The 14,163-nt window shown below is 61.0% G+C and carries 16 protein-coding genes; 10 read left to right on the top strand and 6 right to left on the bottom strand.

Features of this window, described 5'->3' with window-relative positions; translation table 11 throughout:
* Positions 1 to 118 precede the first annotated feature (118 nt).
* Both AEP_RS02880 and AEP_RS02875 read right to left on the bottom strand, forming a co-directional pair.
* A complete protein-coding gene (locus AEP_RS02880; protein WP_157673024.1) occupies positions 119 to 2,017 on the bottom strand; it encodes a hypothetical protein in 1,899 nt (632 codons plus the stop codon).
* A 3-nt stretch (positions 2,018 to 2,020) separates the two neighbouring features.
* Positions 2,021 to 2,494 carry an EVE domain-containing protein gene (locus AEP_RS02875; protein WP_087494001.1) on the bottom strand — a complete coding sequence of 158 codons (474 nt, stop codon included), beginning with the start codon at positions 2,492 to 2,494 and terminating at the stop codon, positions 2,021 to 2,023.
* A gap of 243 nt (positions 2,495 to 2,737) precedes the next feature.
* On the opposite strand from AEP_RS02875, the gene AEP_RS02870 reads away from it, so the two are divergent.
* Positions 2,738 to 3,127 carry a hypothetical protein gene (locus tag AEP_RS02870; protein ID WP_087494000.1) on the top strand — a complete coding sequence of 130 codons (390 nt, stop codon included), beginning with the start codon at positions 2,738 to 2,740 and terminating at the stop codon, positions 3,125 to 3,127.
* A 45-nt stretch (positions 3,128 to 3,172) separates the two neighbouring features.
* On the top strand, positions 3,173 to 3,535 hold the full coding sequence (locus tag AEP_RS02865) for a DUF6713 family protein (RefSeq protein WP_087497150.1): 363 nt from the start codon (positions 3,173 to 3,175) through the stop codon (positions 3,533 to 3,535).
* A 69-nt stretch (positions 3,536 to 3,604) separates the two neighbouring features.
* On the opposite strand, the gene AEP_RS02860 is transcribed toward AEP_RS02865, so the two are convergent.
* The 4 genes from AEP_RS02860 to AEP_RS02845 all read right to left on the bottom strand — a co-directional run bounded on the left by AEP_RS02860 (position 3,605) and on the right by AEP_RS02845 (position 8,005).
* Entirely contained in the window at positions 3,605 to 4,306 is a 702-nt protein-coding gene (locus AEP_RS02860) for a carbon-nitrogen hydrolase family protein (RefSeq protein WP_198301889.1), read from the bottom strand.
* Positions 4,307 to 4,325: 19 nt separating this feature from the next.
* Positions 4,326 to 5,648: an amidohydrolase family protein gene (locus AEP_RS02855; protein WP_087493998.1), complete on the bottom strand. Its 1,323-nt coding sequence runs from the start codon at positions 5,646 to 5,648 to the stop codon at positions 4,326 to 4,328.
* 99 nt (positions 5,649 to 5,747) lie between these two features.
* Positions 5,748 to 6,401: a uracil phosphoribosyltransferase gene (gene upp, locus AEP_RS02850; protein WP_087493997.1), complete on the bottom strand. Its 654-nt coding sequence runs from the start codon at positions 6,399 to 6,401 to the stop codon at positions 5,748 to 5,750.
* A 20-nt stretch (positions 6,402 to 6,421) separates the two neighbouring features.
* On the bottom strand, positions 6,422 to 8,005 hold the full coding sequence (locus tag AEP_RS02845; protein ID WP_087493996.1) for a helicase HerA-like domain-containing protein: 1,584 nt from the start codon (positions 8,003 to 8,005) through the stop codon (positions 6,422 to 6,424).
* 58 nt (positions 8,006 to 8,063) lie between these two features.
* On the opposite strand from AEP_RS02845, the gene AEP_RS02840 reads away from it, so the two are divergent.
* From AEP_RS02840 to AEP_RS02805, 8 genes are read left to right on the top strand one after another with little or no spacing between them, the layout of a single operon-like run.
* Entirely contained in the window at positions 8,064 to 8,783 is a 720-nt protein-coding gene (locus AEP_RS02840) for a YebC/PmpR family DNA-binding transcriptional regulator (protein WP_087493995.1), read from the top strand.
* A 10-nt stretch (positions 8,784 to 8,793) separates the two neighbouring features.
* A complete protein-coding gene (gene purD / locus AEP_RS02835; protein WP_087493994.1) occupies positions 8,794 to 10,086 on the top strand; it encodes a phosphoribosylamine--glycine ligase in 1,293 nt (430 codons plus the stop codon).
* On the top strand, positions 10,055 to 10,744 hold the full coding sequence (locus AEP_RS02830; protein ID WP_157673023.1) for a 1-acyl-sn-glycerol-3-phosphate acyltransferase: 690 nt from the start codon (positions 10,055 to 10,057) through the stop codon (positions 10,742 to 10,744). Before purD ends, AEP_RS02830 begins: the two co-directional genes overlap by 32 nt.
* Positions 10,737 to 11,660, top strand: coding sequence for an oxygen-dependent coproporphyrinogen oxidase (hemF, locus tag AEP_RS02825; protein WP_087493992.1), 924 nt, complete (start codon positions 10,737 to 10,739; stop codon positions 11,658 to 11,660). The genes AEP_RS02830 and hemF overlap by 8 nt, the downstream gene beginning before the upstream one ends.
* Positions 11,657 to 12,274 (top strand): nicotinate (nicotinamide) nucleotide adenylyltransferase, encoded by a 618-nt coding sequence (gene nadD / locus AEP_RS02820; protein WP_087493991.1) that lies wholly within the window; start codon positions 11,657 to 11,659, stop codon positions 12,272 to 12,274. Before hemF ends, nadD begins: the two co-directional genes overlap by 4 nt.
* Positions 12,274 to 12,993, top strand: a complete 720-nt coding sequence (gene rsfS, locus AEP_RS02815; protein WP_087493990.1) for a ribosome silencing factor — start codon at positions 12,274 to 12,276, stop codon at positions 12,991 to 12,993. The genes nadD and rsfS overlap by 1 nt, the downstream gene beginning before the upstream one ends.
* An 8-nt stretch (positions 12,994 to 13,001) precedes the next feature.
* On the top strand, positions 13,002 to 13,469 hold the full coding sequence (gene rlmH, locus AEP_RS02810; RefSeq protein WP_087493989.1) for a 23S rRNA (pseudouridine(1915)-N(3))-methyltransferase RlmH: 468 nt from the start codon (positions 13,002 to 13,004) through the stop codon (positions 13,467 to 13,469).
* 2 nt (positions 13,470 to 13,471) lie between these two features.
* Positions 13,472 to 14,080 (top strand): Maf family protein, encoded by a 609-nt coding sequence (locus AEP_RS02805; RefSeq protein ID WP_087497149.1) that lies wholly within the window; start codon positions 13,472 to 13,474, stop codon positions 14,078 to 14,080.
* Positions 14,081 to 14,163: the final 83 nt, after the last annotated feature.

Below are 14,163 nucleotides of genomic sequence, written 5' to 3'. Positions count from 1 at the left end.
TCCTGTGAATGCAGAGAGGTTTGTTGACGGAATAGCTGAATCGTAGGCGGCAAGACGCGCCACGTCACTCGCCATTCGCGCCAAGGCGCATGCAAATCGCGCCTGCCCTTGCCGGGGATCAGCGGGGCGCCGGGGTGAATTCCATGCGCACCCAGGCATTACCGGTGACGGCTTGCAGGAAGCGGATGGCGGTGCGGTTGAAGGTGAGACCTTCTTCCGTCACCGTTTCGGTCTGGAGCTCGAAGGCCTGCGAGGCGCTGATTTTGGCCCGCAGGTGTTCCCGTTTTTGCCAGAAGTCCAAGGTGTCGTCCGCTACACGCTGGAACTGGCCGGTGCTGATGATGGCCGACTCAAAGGTCTGAGGGGTGCTGAAGCGAAAAGCATCCTCAATGATCACTTTGGGCTCTGGCCCCCGAATATGCTGCGCGGAGCGCTCCAGTTTTTGTAGCGAATCCAGTGCATAGGCGGGCTTCATGTCGATGCGCATCATGCTGCCGTTGGCGTCGCCTCGTTGCTCGGGAACTGGCGCTTTGACCTTGGTGGACTCGCGTTGCAAACGGCCCGCCACTACGGGAACCGGATGGCCCCAGGAGTTGATGCCGCGGATGGTGAAGCGGTCTTTGCTGAAGGTTTTGGAGGAGTACACCGTGGCACCCGCATCGCCCACCGGCTGCTCGGCCCCAAGGGCAATGGTGTAGGAGCCCACATCATTGTGGCTGTGGTTGCCGTTGCCTCCCGCCTTGATGGCAAAGCCCAGGGTTTCGCCCGGCCCGGGGCGGGACACCAGAACGCCCACGGTGTTGAAGTAGGTCTGCAAGCCCACCGCCGAGGCGCTGCCATGGCCTGCAGGTGCCGGCTTGCTGAACAGCTTGATGGATGCCTGTACCAGCGGGCTGGAGTTGGCCGGGGCATTGACGCTCACGCTCTGGCTGAACAGGGTTTGCGGCTGGCCAAGGCCATAGGCCTCGTTGGCATAGGCGCGCGTGGTGTCATCCATGCGGGTGTTGCGCCCTGCGTCTCCAAACAGCGCCACATTTCCCGGCGTCATCTCAAACCGGTACCCATAGAGCGCCACTTCGCGCACAAGCGGGTTGTCAAACAGGTCTAGCCGGCCAGCGGTGGCCTGCATCAGCATTTCCCGCAACTCTGTGTAGTGCGAGAAGCCATAGTTCCAGTAGCCGGGGCCCTCCAGCGCGTAGCCGTCCGGCGGGAAACCACCCAGATAGTTGCGGATGTAATGCTCCGCGCCCGCCACAAATACTGCACGGTCTTCGCGGTTGGGCAGCAGCGCCAATGCAGTGCCTGTCACCCCTTTGAGGCACACCGCGTTCCAGTTGTGGTCTGCCTTGAGCCACCAGTGGTCTTTGCCTCCGGTCTCGTAGCTGGCGCGCACCGGGGCGAGTACGCGTTGCACCACGGTATCCCGCACCATCTTTCGGGTCGAGCCATCCAACTTGTCGCCCAGCAGGTAGAGCGCTTGGGCCAGTTCGTTGGCTGTGTCGGCGGCAAACAAATCCACCTCAAAACGCTGCCCGCGGAAATTGCGCAAATCCTTGTCATGGGCCGGCCACGTCCAGGTGGGTTGTGTGCTCAGGGCTTGGAGCAAGCGTGAGATGGAGGGAAGGTAGCTGCCCGCCCATTGGCTGCATTCCGCCAGCACCAGCACATGCAGCCCCGCTTTGCGCGCGTTCATCATGCGTTCGCCATTGCCACGAACGCCATTGCGGCTGTATTCGAGGTAGGCCTCGTCGTCCCACGGAGGCACGGGCTGCGCGGCGATTTTTTCAGCAGCTTTGGTGACCTCTTGCAGGCGCCGTTGAACGTCTGCTTGCCCCCAGGCGGAGCGATCCAGACAAGCAGGCCCTAAACCGGATGGTTTTTCAGGCAATTGTTGGGTGAGGCTGGCCACCCGCTCGGGCGCAATGTCTACGAAGCGACCGGCATGGGCACTTGAAAGCAGCGCACCTGCCAGCCAAAGAACGCACGCCCATAACTTTGGAAAACGCGGCCTCTGCATCGTTCAGGCTCCCGGATGTCCGAGCACGCTCACGATTTGTTGCCAATGCGCAGGCTCCACCGGCGTGATGGACAGCCGGTTGCCTTTTTTGAGAATGAGGAGATCGGCGAGGGCCGCATCAGCCCGAAGCTCCGGCAACGTGAGGTTGCGCGTCTTGTGGACTACCTGTACATCGACCAGGAGCCAGCGGGGCGCTTCGGGCTTGCTCGCCGCATCGAAATAGGGCGACGCGGGGTCAAATTGGGTGGGGTCTGCCTTGATGCCGGACGCGACCCGAGCAATGCCCACCACACCGGGCTGCGCACAACTGGAGTGGTAGAACAGCACTCCATCGCCTACCTGCATGCTGTCGCGCATGAAATTGCGGGCTTGGTAGTTGCGCACGCCGGTCCAGCCCACGGTGGCGTCGGGCATGGCCAGCACGTCGTCAATCGAGGCCTCGGCGGGCTCGGCTTTCATGAGCCAGTAGTGGAGCATGGGGGTAGTGATTTTGTATTTGACAGGCCTAAAGAATAGCGCGCTGATCGTTTGCTCATGTCGTTGTGGAAAGCGAAACGCTGTCTTTTCAATTACCTGTGAAGTAATTGAGTCGATTCAACTTAACGAACACACTGGTCGTACGTTGAAAGGAACCCCTGTGAAGAAACCACATTTGTATCTCGCTCCCTTAACCGGATCCTTGGGTCCAACTCTCCAATTCATCAGTGGAGGAGAAAAAGCATGACTCCGTCACTCAGCGAGTGGTTTATCCGCATCAGTTTCGGGCTGACAGGTGTGATCCACGTCCTGCCATTGGCGGGTGTTCTGGGACGATCCACGCTCGAACCAGCATATGGAGTCACGCTGGGTGAGGGGCAGGATTTGACTATTCTCATGCAGCATCGTGCGCTTCTCTTTGGCTTGTTGGCGGCGGCTTGCTTTGCAGCAATGTTCAACCCCGCATGGCGCTGGCCGGTAGGTATTGCAGCGTTGATCAGCATGATTGGTTTTGTGCTTTTTGCGGCATTGCAAACCCATGGCGCGGCGGTCGCCAAAGTCATGTGGGTCGATGTGGGGGCAGCCCTTTTGCTAAGTATTGGGCTGATTTTTCACTCCAATGGTGGCCGCTGAACTGGAAGGCTTTTGATGCTTGCGCAGAAGACTCTTGTTCAGCTCATGCTGGCAGTACTTTTCACCCATGAAATGGATGCAATGACCCAGGCCGAATGGCGGTTGCTCTATGTGTTACGGAGCTTGGGTGACGACCAAGGCCGGTGGTGGTTTGTGGCTATGCACATACCGCTGTTTTGGGCACTCATTGCGCTTACGCACCATGCCAGCGATCTGGTGCAATGGGTGAGTCGACGAGGCTTGGCAATGTTTTGCATCATCCATGCCGTATTGCACTGGCGTTTGGCCGACGATCCTCTTTCTACCTTTAGTTCGCCGCTTTCGTGGGGCCTGATTTTGGGCGCTGCCGCATTGGGTGCCGCATATTTGGGAATGGAAGTTCATGACGCGAGGTCACGAAAGAACTAATGCGCAAATGGCGCGGTTCATAGTTTTCCATGCCACCAAGCTAAAAGATGGCTGGACCCTGTACACGGTTCAAATGGTCTGAGCCACTACCAAGCAATCCCCTGTACCCGCTGCTTCCACCAGCAGGGCCCCATCGGTTCCCCAAATTCCGCTTCTCCCGGCCGACAAATAGCCCCCCGATGGTCCCCCGTGGTTGGCGATCACAACCGTCATGGCATGTTCCCGCGCATAGCTGGCCCACAGGGGGGCTTCGGCGGCATAGCCATTGGCAGATGTGAGGATGCCGGCTGCGTAGACGCAGGCACCTGCTGCTGCCGCATGCGCAGCATGGCCGGGGTGATTGGTGTCGGCGCAGATGGCGCTGGCGACTGTGTGGCTATTCCATTCCTGCAGGCCTACCGGCGCTGAGCCGGCGGTGGCGAATCGGGTTTCGCTGCCATGCAGGTGGTGCTTCGCGTAAACGTAGTGTTGGCCATCCGGTCGCAGGGTGATCGCGCCTATGAAGGGCAGGGCGCTGCCGCTGTCCACCGGAGCGCCCACGGTAATGGCCATGCTTGTGCGTTGGGCTGCTTCGCGCAGGGGCGCCAGCAAGGCGTGCTCGGGGTGGAGCACGAGGTCGGGCATTGCGGCCAGTTCGTAGCCGGTGAGGGACAGTTCCGGGAAGACCAGCCACTGCACGCCATGCTGCGCAGCTGCTTCCACAAAGCGCAGGTGGTTTTGCACATTGGCCACCACCTCCAGCGGGACCGAGGTGCTTTGTGCAGCAGCCATCGTGAATGCTATGTTTTTGCTAGCTGCTTGCGCAATATCCATGAGCGCTAGAGACCTGTTTGGTATGTAAGAAAGATGTGCTCGCCGGCCGGCCGGGCAGAGCCAGTGTCGCTGTCCGTGGCGGAGTTTGTGCCACCAGAGCGCCCCTGCGCCAGACTTTGAGGCGGGTGGCTTTGAGGCGGATAGCCTCGATAGGGTTTTGCGCCTGAAGCAGCACCAGGTCGGCGTGGCAGCCTTTTTCCAGGCCATAGCCCTCCAGGTGCAGGATGCGGGCGGGGTTGGTGGTGACGGCATCAAAGCATTGCTGCATGGCGCTTTGGCTGGTCATTTGCGCCACGTGCAGGCCCATGCTGGCCACCTCCAGCATGTCGCCACTACCCATGCTGTACCAGGGGTCCATGCAACAGTCCTGACCGAAGGCGACGGTCATGCCGGCTGCCATGATTTCGGGCACGCGGGTCATGCCGCGGCGCTTGGGGTAAGTGTCGTGCCGGCCTTGCAGGGTGATGTTGATGAGCGGGTTGCTCACCACGCTCAATTGCGCCTCGGCCATCAGGGGCAGCAGTTTGCTCACGTAGTAGTTGTCCATGCTGTGCATGGATGTGAGGTGGGAGCCAGTCACGCGGCCGTGCAGGCCCAGGCGGTTTGCTTCAAATGCCAGGGTTTCGACGTGGCGCGAGAGCGGGTCGTCCGACTCGTCGCAGTGCATGTCGACCAGCTTGCCTTGCTCAGCCGCCAGCTCGCACAGCAGCTTGACGCTGGCAGCACCGTCGGCCATGGTTCGCTCGAAGTGGGGAATGCCACCCACCACGTCCACGCCAAGGCTCAACGCTTTCTTGAGGTTGTCCACACCGCCTCTGCTCCGCAGCACGCCGTCCTGCGGGAACGCGACCAGCTGCAGGTCGATATAGGGCGCGACTTTCTTTTTAACTGCCAACAGGGCTTCCACCGCCAGCATGCTCGGGTCGCTGGTGTCCACATGGCTGCGTATGGCCAGCAGGCCGTTGGCCACCGCCCAGTCGCAATAGGCCAGGGCGCGGTCTACCAGCGCCTCAAAGGTGAGGTGGGGTTTGAGCTCACCCCACAGCGCAATGCCTTCCAGTAGCGTGCCGCTTTGGTTCAGGCGCGGAAGGCCCAGGCTCAGCGTGGCGTCCATGTGGAAGTGCGCATCCACAAAAGGGCTGCTGAGCAGCATGCCGCCGGCGTCCACCACCTCAGAGGCCTGAGCGGCTTCGGGCGTGAGCCCTTGCGTCACCTCTGTGATGCGACCGCCTTGCACCGCCACCGACATGTGGCTGCGCCCGTCGGGCAAGGTAGCGTTGTGGATAAGCAGGTCGAGCATGGTGAAAACTCCCGCACCCTGTGAGGCAGAGTGCTATCAAAAACCTAGCTGCCCGCGCATATTCCACGGGCGCTAACGGCCATTTTTACTACTAATCGACTACTGGGTACCGAAGATACGATCGCCCGCGTCACCCAGCCCCGGCATGATGTAGCCGTGGTCGTTCAGGCCCCGGTCGATGGCAGCGGTGAAGATGCGAACATCGGGGTGTTCCTTGTACATGGTGTTGATGCCCTCGGGGCAGGTCAGCAGGCACAGGAATTTGATGGACTTGGGGTTGCAGGCCTTGAGGCGCGTGACGGCCGCAGCCGCTGAGTTGCCGGTGGCCAACATGGGGTCCACGACGACGACATCGCGTTCTTCCATGTTGCTGGGCATCTTGAAGTAGTACTCCACCGCCTGCAGGGTTTTGGGGTCGCGGTACAGGCCCACGTGGCCTACGCGGGCGCCCGGAACCACGGAGAGCACGCCGTCCAGAATGCCGTTGCCAGCGCGCAGCACGCTGGCGAACACCAGCTTTTTGCCGTCAATGACTTTGCCGGTGGTGGTTTCCAGCGGGGTTTCAATTTCCAGATCTTGCAGCGGCATGTCGCGGCAGACTTCGTAAATCATCAGGCCGGCCAGCTCGTTGAGCAGTCGGCGGAAGCTGCTGGTGCTGGCTTCCTTTTTGCGCATCAGGGTGAGCTTGTGCTGCACCAGCGGGTGGTCGATGAGGGTGACGTTGGCACGTGCCGCGGGATCGATGGTGACCATGTTCTTGTTCCTTGTGGTGGTTATCGCTTGCTGCCGCCCAGGATGCTGCCCAGCACCCCGCGGATGATCTGGCGGCCCACTTCGCGGCCGATGGAGCTGGCTGCACTCTTGATGAGCTGCTCGCCCACGCTGGCGCGCGAACGGCGGGCGCCGCCACCCAACATGTCGCCAATGCTGTCCAGGATGCCGCCACCGGCGGGCGCTGCCTCCGGCTCCGCAGCAGGCGCTGCGCGGCCGGCACGGGTACGCGGGGCGGCCGGGGCTGCATCGCTTTCAGCTTCCGCCGCAGCGGGCGCACGGTTTTGCGTGCGACCCTTGAGTGCTTCAAATGCAGATTCGCGGTCTACCGCTTTTTCGTACACACCGGCCACAATGGATTCGGTGATCAGCGTCTTGCGTTGCTCGGGGGTGATGGGGCCGATCTGGCTGGCCGGCGGAATGACGAACACGCGTTCCGTGAGAGAAGGTCGGCCTTTTTCGTCCATCAGGCTCACCAGCGCTTCGCCCACCCCCAATTCAGTGATAGCGGTTGCCACGTCCAGCCCAGGATTGGCGCGCATGGTGTCTGCAGCGCTCTTGACGGCTTTCTGGTCGCGCGGGGTGAAGGCGCGCAAGGCGTGTTGTACGCGGTTGCCCAGCTGGGCCAGCACGCTGTCGGGAATGTCCAGCGGGTTTTGCGTCACAAAGAATACGCCCACGCCCTTGGAGCGTACCAATCGCACGACCAACTCAATGCGCTCAATCAGCACCTTGGGCGCATCGGCAAACAGCAGGTGGGCTTCATCAAAGAAGAACACTAGTTTGGGTTTGTCAAGGTCGCCCACTTCGGGCAGAGCCTCGAAGAGTTCGCTCAGCATCCACAGCAGGAAGGTGGCGTACAGACGGGGCGACTGCATGAGCTTGTCTGCCGCGAGGATGTTGACCACGCCTTTGCCCGAGCCATCGGTCTGCATGAAGTCTTCGATGTTGAGCATGGGCTCGCCGAAGAATTGGTCGCCTCCTTGCTCCTCGATCTGCATCAGGCCGCGCTGGATGGCGCCAATGCTGGCGGCGCTGATGTTGCCGTATTCGGTGGTGTAGCTGGCGGCGTTGTCGCCCACGTCCTGGCACATGGCGCGCAGGTCTTTCATGTCGAGCAGCAACAGGCCGTCGTCATCCGCAATCTTGAACACCAGTTGCAGCACGCCGGCCTGGGTTTCGTTCAGGTTGAGCATGCGGGCCAGCAGCAGCGGGCCCAGGTCGCTCACGGTGGCGCGCACGGGGTGGCCTTGTTTGCCGAACACGTCCCACAGCGTGGTGGGGAAGGCGGAAAACGCGGGTTCTTCAAAACCCCGTTCCTTGATGACCTTGGCCAGCTTCTCGGTCAACGCACCTTTTTGGGAAATGCCGGTCAGGTCGCCTTTGACGTCGGCCATGAACACCGGCACGCCCAGGGCGGAAAAGCCTTCGGCCAGGCTCTGCAGGGTGATGGTTTTGCCGGTGCCGGTGGCGCCGGTGATGAGGCCGTGGCGGTTGGCCTTGTCGGGCCGGAGGAAACATTGCACTGCAGACTTGCCTGCGGCGTGCTGGGCAATCAGGATGCCTTCGTCTTGGATGGAAGCCATAGATGTCTCAAAAAGTACAATCGAGGGAGTAGCGTAACGAATTTTTAAAGGGTTTCGTGTGGCAGGACATAGCAAATGGGCCAATATTCAGCACCGCAAGGGGCGTCAGGACGAGAAGCGAGGCAAGATTTGGACCCGTATCGTCCGTGAAATCACGGTAGCGGCCCGACAAGGCGGGGGCGACCCGGCCATGAACCCGCGTTTGCGTCTGGCCATCGAAAAGGCCAAAGCCGCCAACATGCCTGCAGACCGGGTGAAATACAACGTCGACAAGGCCACCGGCTCACTGGACGGCATCAGCTACGAAGAAATCCGCTACGAGGGTTACGGCATCGGTGGCGCGGCCATCATCGTGGACACCATGACGGACAACAAGGTGCGCACCGTGGCTGAAGTGCGCCATGCGTTCAGCAAGCATGGCGGCAACATGGGCACCGAAGGCTCGGTGGCCTTCCAATTCAAGCACGTGGGTCAAATGATTTTTGCCCCTGGCACCAGCGAAGACAAGGTCATGGAAGTGGCGCTGGAGGCCGGCGCCGAGGACGTGATTACGGATGACGAAGGCGCGATTGAGGTGCTGACCGCGCCGGCTGACTTTGAGGCCGTCAAGGCCGCTTTGGAGGCTGCCGGCCTGACCGCTGAAGTCGCTACTGTGACCATGCGTTCTGATTCCACGATTGAGCTCTCCGGCGAGGACGCCGAGCGCATGCAAAAACTCCTGGATGTACTGGAAGACCTGGATGACACCCAGGACATCTTCCACAACGCCGCACTCTGAATAAAAAAATATGAACGTACTCGTAATTGGCGGCGGTGGCCGTGAACATGCGCTGGCTTGGAAACTGGCCCAGTCCCCCAAGGTGCAGATGGTCTATGTGGCGCCCGGCAACGGTGGCACTGCCACCGACCCGCGCCTCAAAAATGTGCCCATCACCGATGTGGTGCAGCTACGCCAGTGGGCGCAGGACAATAAGATCACATTGACCTTGGTGGGCCCCGAAGTGCCTTTGGCAGCCGGTGTGGTGGATGAGTTTCGCGCCCACAGCATGCGCATCTTCGGCCCGACCAAGGCCGCCGCTCAGCTGGAAAGCTCCAAGGCCTTCAGCAAGGCATTCATGCGCCGCCATGGCATTCCGACGGCCGAATACGCCACCTTCTCCGACCCGGTGGCAGCCCACGCTTACGTGGACAAGATGGGCGCACCCACGGTGGTCAAGGCCGACGGCTTGGCTGCCGGCAAGGGCGTGGTGGTGGCCATGACCGTGGCCGAAGCCCACGAGGCCATTGACTTCATGCTGGTGGACAACACCCTGGGCGTGGCGCACAACGATGGCGGTGCTCGCGTGGTGATTGAAGAGTTTCTGGAAGGCGAAGAGGCCAGCTTCATCGTCATGGTGGATGGCAAAAACGTGCTGCCCCTGGCTACGAGCCAGGACCACAAGCGCTTGCAGGATGGCGACCAGGGCCCGAACACGGGTGGTATGGGTGCTTATTCGCCCGCACCGGTGGTCACCCCGGATGTGCACGCCAAGGCGATGCGGGAGATCATCTTGCCCACGGTCAAGGGTATGGAAGCCGATGGCATTCCATTCAGCGGCTTTTTGTACGCTGGCCTGATGATCGACAAGAACGGCCAGCCCAAGACGCTGGAATTCAACTGCCGCATGGGCGACCCCGAGACTCAGCCCATCATGATGCGTTTGAAGACCGATCTGGTGGACGTGCTGATGGCCGCCACCGAGCCGGGCCCGCACGGCAAGCTGGATGAGGTTGAGTTGCAGTGGGACCGTCGCACAGCGCTTGGCGTGGTGCTGGCTGCCCACGGCTACCCCATGAACCCGCGCAAGGGCGATGCCATTACCGGTATCCCCAAAGAGAGCGAAGACGCCGCCGTGTTCCATGCCGGTACCACCCTGCAAGACGGCACGGTGTTGACTTCCGGAGGCCGCGTGCTCTGCGTGACGGCGTTGGCTGACAGCGTCAAGCAGGCGCAGCAGCGTGCCTACCAAGTGATCGACGAGATTCAGTTCGACGGCATGCAATTCCGCCGTGACATCGGGTACCGCGCCGTCAAAGGCTGATCCGGTGGCATCCGCCGGACATGTGTCACTCCCCGTGCAGCTGCGGGGCAGCCCTTTGGCCCGCAAGATTCTCGGGCTCCTGGGCTGGAGGGTGGACTTTGACGGACTCCCGGCGCTGCAGGGTGTGATGGTGGTGTACCCCCATACCAGCAACTGGGACTTCATCGTAGCCATCTTGGCCAAGTGGGCCGTGGGGCTGCAGCTCAATTTCTGGGCCAAGGACACGTTGTTCAAGTTCCCGCTGTTCGGCCGCTGGCTGAAATGGGTAGGGGGCATTCCCGTGCACCGGCATTCGCCCCAAGGGGTGGTAGGGCAGGTGGTGGAGGGCGTTCAACGTGCCCGGCAGCAATCAGAGCTCTATTGGCTGGGTCTGTCGCCTGAGGGGACTCGCAAGCGCACGGAGGGCTGGCGCAGTGGCTTCTACCAGGTGGCGCTCAAAGCAAACGTTCCGGTGGGCGTCGTCAGTTTGGACTATGGCCGCAAAGTGGTGGAGGCAACCCGGTTCATGACCTTGAGTGGAGACCCGCAAGCCGACCTCGCCCACATGGCCGGCCTGTTGCAAGGCGTGTGTGGCAAACATCCTGAGGCGGCAGCGCCTGTGATTTTTCTGGCGGCCCAACGGCCGGCCCCGCATGAAAGAAAGCAAGACCATGTCTGACACCCCAGCCACAACCGAGCATGTACGCGCCTACCTGATGGGTTTGCAGGACCGCATCACAACCGCTATCGCAGCGATGGATGGCGGTACTTTTCTTTCCGACGCATGGGAAAAAGCGCCGGGCGAGCCTCTGCAGGGCAATGGCATCACCCGAATACTGGAAGGTGGCGCCGTGTTTGAGCGCGCTGGTTGTGGTTTCTCGCATGTGCGCGGCCCCAAGCTGCCGCCCAGTGCGACCCAGCACCGTCCTGAACTGTCTGGTGCGCCCTTTGAGGCCATGGGCGTTTCGCTGGTCTTCCACCCGCGCAACCCTTATGTGCCCACCGTGCACATGAATGTGCGCATGTTGGGTGCCAAGAATCCGCAGGGTGAGACCGTCTGCTGGTTCGGCGGTGGTATGGATCTGACGCCCTATTACGGTTTTGATGAAGACGCGGTGCATTTTCATCAGACGTGCAAGGACGCGTTGTCAGCTTTCGGGGAGGACAAGTACCCCCGCTTCAAAAAATGGTGTGATGAGTATTTCTTTCTGAAGCACCGCAATGAGCCCCGTGGCGTGGGGGGCATCTTTTTTGATGACTTCTCGGAGTTGGGCCAAGACCGCAGCTTTGCGATGTTGCAGTCGGTGGGCGATGCCTTTTTGGCGGCCTACTTGCCTATTGCAGAGCGCCGCAAGGACATGGCGTACACCCCACGCGAGCGCGACTTCCAGCTGTATCGGCGCGGACGCTATGTGGAGTTCAACCTCGTGTGGGACCGGGGCACCCACTTCGGCCTGCAATCCGGTGGGCGCACCGAGTCGATTCTGCTGTCCATGCCGCCACACGCCAGCTGGTCGTACCAGCACGTAGCGCCTGCCGGCTCGCCCGAAGAGGCGCTGACCTCTCACTTCCTCACCGCGCGGGACTGGGTTTGACCACATCTGCCAGCAGACCCTTGCGCATTGGCGTGTTCGGGGGCGCGTTTGACCCCCCGCACCTCGGGCATTTGGCTCTGGCCAAGGCTGCCATCGCCGAGCTGTCACTGGACAAGCTGCTGGTCATACCGACCGGGCACGCATGGCACAAGGCCCGGGCCTTGAGTTCTGCGGAACACCGCTTGGCCATGGCTACCTTGGCCTTTGCCGATATTCCGGAAGTGCAGGTGGATGCGCGCGAAACCCGGCGCGCAGGTGCCAGCTACACCGTGGACACTTTGCGCGAACTGCATGCGGAAAATCCGGGGGCGGCTCTGCACTTGCTGATCGGCGAAGACCAGGCGCTAGCCCTGCATACTTGGCATGAATCCGAGGCGCTGCCGGCACTTGCTATAATTAGTGTAGCTGCCCGCGCAGATTCAACGGGCGCCAAGGGTCAATTTGATGCCTTGAGTGCCGAAATCCCCGGCCTGACTGTGCTGTACATGCCTCCCATGGCTGTCAGTGCCACCGAAATCCGACAACGTGTAGCCTCCGGCGAGAGCATTGCCCCACTGGTTTTTGAACCGGTTGCGCGTTATATTGACCAACACCTTCTTTACCGACCTCACTGATGACTACTTCCACCGTTGCCAAAAATACCCAGAAACTTCAACGTGCCGTCGTCGATGGTCTGGAAGATGTGAAGGCGCAAGATATTGTGGTGTTCGACACTGAGCATCTGTCTGCTTTGTTTGAGCGCGTGATCATCGCCTCCGGCACCAGCAACCGCCAGACCAAAGCCTTGGCTGCCAGCGTGCGCGATGCGGTGCGCGAAGCCGGCTTTGCCAAGCCGCGTATTGAAGGCGAAGGCAATGGCGAGTGGATCATTGTGGATTGCAACCAGGTCGTGGTGCACATCATGCAGCCCAACTTCCGCCAGTACTACCACCTCGAAGAGCTGTGGGGCGAGAAGCCCGTTCGCCTGAAGCTGGGTGCGGCCAAGCCCGTGGTCGCCAAAGCCAGCGAAGAGGCCAAACCTGCCGCCAAGAAAACCAGTGCGAAGGCTGTGGAGCCGAGCATGCGCCGTTCCAGCGCAGCCAAGAAGGGCGTGGAAGAAGCATTCCCGTCCAAAGCTGCTCTGAAGAAGGCTGCAGACAAAGCCGCTGGCGTGAAAGCACCTGCCAAGAAAGCCGCCTCCAAAACCAGCGCTGCAAAGCCTGCGGCCAAGGCGGCGGTGAAGACGGTGGTGGTCAAGCCCGAAGTCAAAAAGACGGTCGCCAAAAAAGCTGCGGCCAAGCCCGCTGCCGCCAAGAAGGCGCCTGCGAAGAAAGCCGCTCCCCGTAAAGCCTGAGGTTCTGCGTGAAGCTGGTCATCGTCGCTGTCGGTCAGCGGGTACCGGACTGGGCGCAAACCGCGTGGGACGACTACGCCAAGCGATTTCCCCATGAGCTCAAAGTAGAGCTCAAAGCCATCAAGACGGAGCCGAGAGGCTCCAAAACGGTGGAACAGCTTTACGCCGCTGAACGCAAGCGCATAGAAGAAGCCATCCCCAAAGGGGCGCGCATTGTGGCACTCGACGAACGCGGCACCAGCTTGCGCACCACGGGGCTGGCCGATCGTCTGAAAGAATGGCAGCTGGGCGGCACCGATGTGGCGCTCATCATAGGCGGCCCGGACGGTCTGGACCCCGAGTTCCGCCAGGCCGCGCACGAGCGCATACGCCTCTCCGACCTGACCTTGCCCCACGCCATGGTGCGGGTGCTGCTGATTGAGCAGCTTTACCGGGCTTGGTCTGTCAACGCCAATCACCCGTACCACAGGGAATGACCATGAGTGCCCCGGACTACATCTATCTCGCCTCCCAGAGTCCGCGCCGTCGCGAGTTGCTGACCCAGATCGGCGTTGCGCACGAGTTGCTCTTGCCCACCCCAGATGAAGATGCTGAGAGCCTGGAAGTGGTGTTGGAGGGCGATACGCCTGCGGTTTATGTGCAGCGGGTGACTGCTCTTAAATTGATAGCTGCTCGCGCACGTTTAGCGGGCGCTAGCGGTCAAAATCGTCCTATTCTTTGTGCGGACACGACCGTCGCCTTGGGGGACAGCATCCTTGGCAAGCCGGCGGATGCAGAAGATGCCAAGCGCATGTTGCGCGCTTTGGCTGGCGGCACCCATCGCGTGTTTACTGCGGTGGCAGTGGCATGGGGCGACAAGACCGCCCAGGCGTGCTCGGAATCGGTAGTCACTTTCTCTGCCATGTGCGAAGACGATATTGCCATCTACGTGGCGAGCGGCGAACCCATGGGCAAGGCCGGCGCATACGGTGTGCAGGGCAGGGCGGCCGCGTTTATTGCGCGCATTGAGGGCTCTTACTCTGGCATCATGGGTCTGCCACTCTTTGAAACCGCTCAGGTTCTCCGAGAGATCGGCTTCAAAATCTGACGTTTTCCCTCTGGTGGACTGGTTACGCCAGTTCGCCGGATGTAGTCATAACACTCCATTGCATTCCTATACACTCCGCGTTT

The organism is Curvibacter sp. AEP1-3 (assembly GCF_002163715.1).
Lineage (GTDB): Bacteria > Pseudomonadota > Gammaproteobacteria > Burkholderiales > Burkholderiaceae_C > Allorhodoferax.
The sequence above is the reverse complement of the archived record's forward strand: the minus strand, read 5'-3'. Positions and strand labels throughout refer to the sequence as shown.

What these genes read in the sequence shown, in the direction of transcription:
- AEP_RS02880 (WP_157673024.1), bottom strand. Translation starts at nt 2,017, where the DNA reads ATGCAGAGGCCGCGTTTTCCAAAGTTATGGGCGTGCGTTCTTTGGCTG.
- AEP_RS02875 (WP_087494001.1), bottom strand. Translation starts at nt 2,494, where the DNA reads ATGCTCCACTACTGGCTCATGAAAGCCGAGCCCGCCGAGGCCTCGATT.
- AEP_RS02870 (WP_087494000.1), top strand. Translation starts at nt 2,738, where the DNA reads ATGACTCCGTCACTCAGCGAGTGGTTTATCCGCATCAGTTTCGGGCTG.
- AEP_RS02865 (WP_087497150.1), top strand. Translation starts at nt 3,173, where the DNA reads ATGCTGGCAGTACTTTTCACCCATGAAATGGATGCAATGACCCAGGCC.
- AEP_RS02860 (WP_198301889.1), bottom strand. Translation starts at nt 4,306, where the DNA reads ATGGCTGCTGCACAAAGCACCTCGGTCCCGCTGGAGGTGGTGGCCAAT.
- AEP_RS02855 (WP_087493998.1), bottom strand. Translation starts at nt 5,648, where the DNA reads ATGCTCGACCTGCTTATCCACAACGCTACCTTGCCCGACGGGCGCAGC.
- upp (WP_087493997.1), bottom strand. Translation starts at nt 6,401, where the DNA reads ATGGTCACCATCGATCCCGCGGCACGTGCCAACGTCACCCTCATCGAC.
- AEP_RS02845 (WP_087493996.1), bottom strand. Translation starts at nt 8,005, where the DNA reads ATGGCTTCCATCCAAGACGAAGGCATCCTGATTGCCCAGCACGCCGCA.
- purD (WP_087493994.1), top strand. Translation starts at nt 8,794, where the DNA reads ATGAACGTACTCGTAATTGGCGGCGGTGGCCGTGAACATGCGCTGGCT.
- hemF (WP_087493992.1), top strand. Translation starts at nt 10,737, where the DNA reads ATGTCTGACACCCCAGCCACAACCGAGCATGTACGCGCCTACCTGATG.
- rsfS (WP_087493990.1), top strand. Translation starts at nt 12,274, where the DNA reads ATGACTACTTCCACCGTTGCCAAAAATACCCAGAAACTTCAACGTGCC.
- AEP_RS02805 (WP_087497149.1), top strand. Translation starts at nt 13,472, where the DNA reads ATGAGTGCCCCGGACTACATCTATCTCGCCTCCCAGAGTCCGCGCCGT.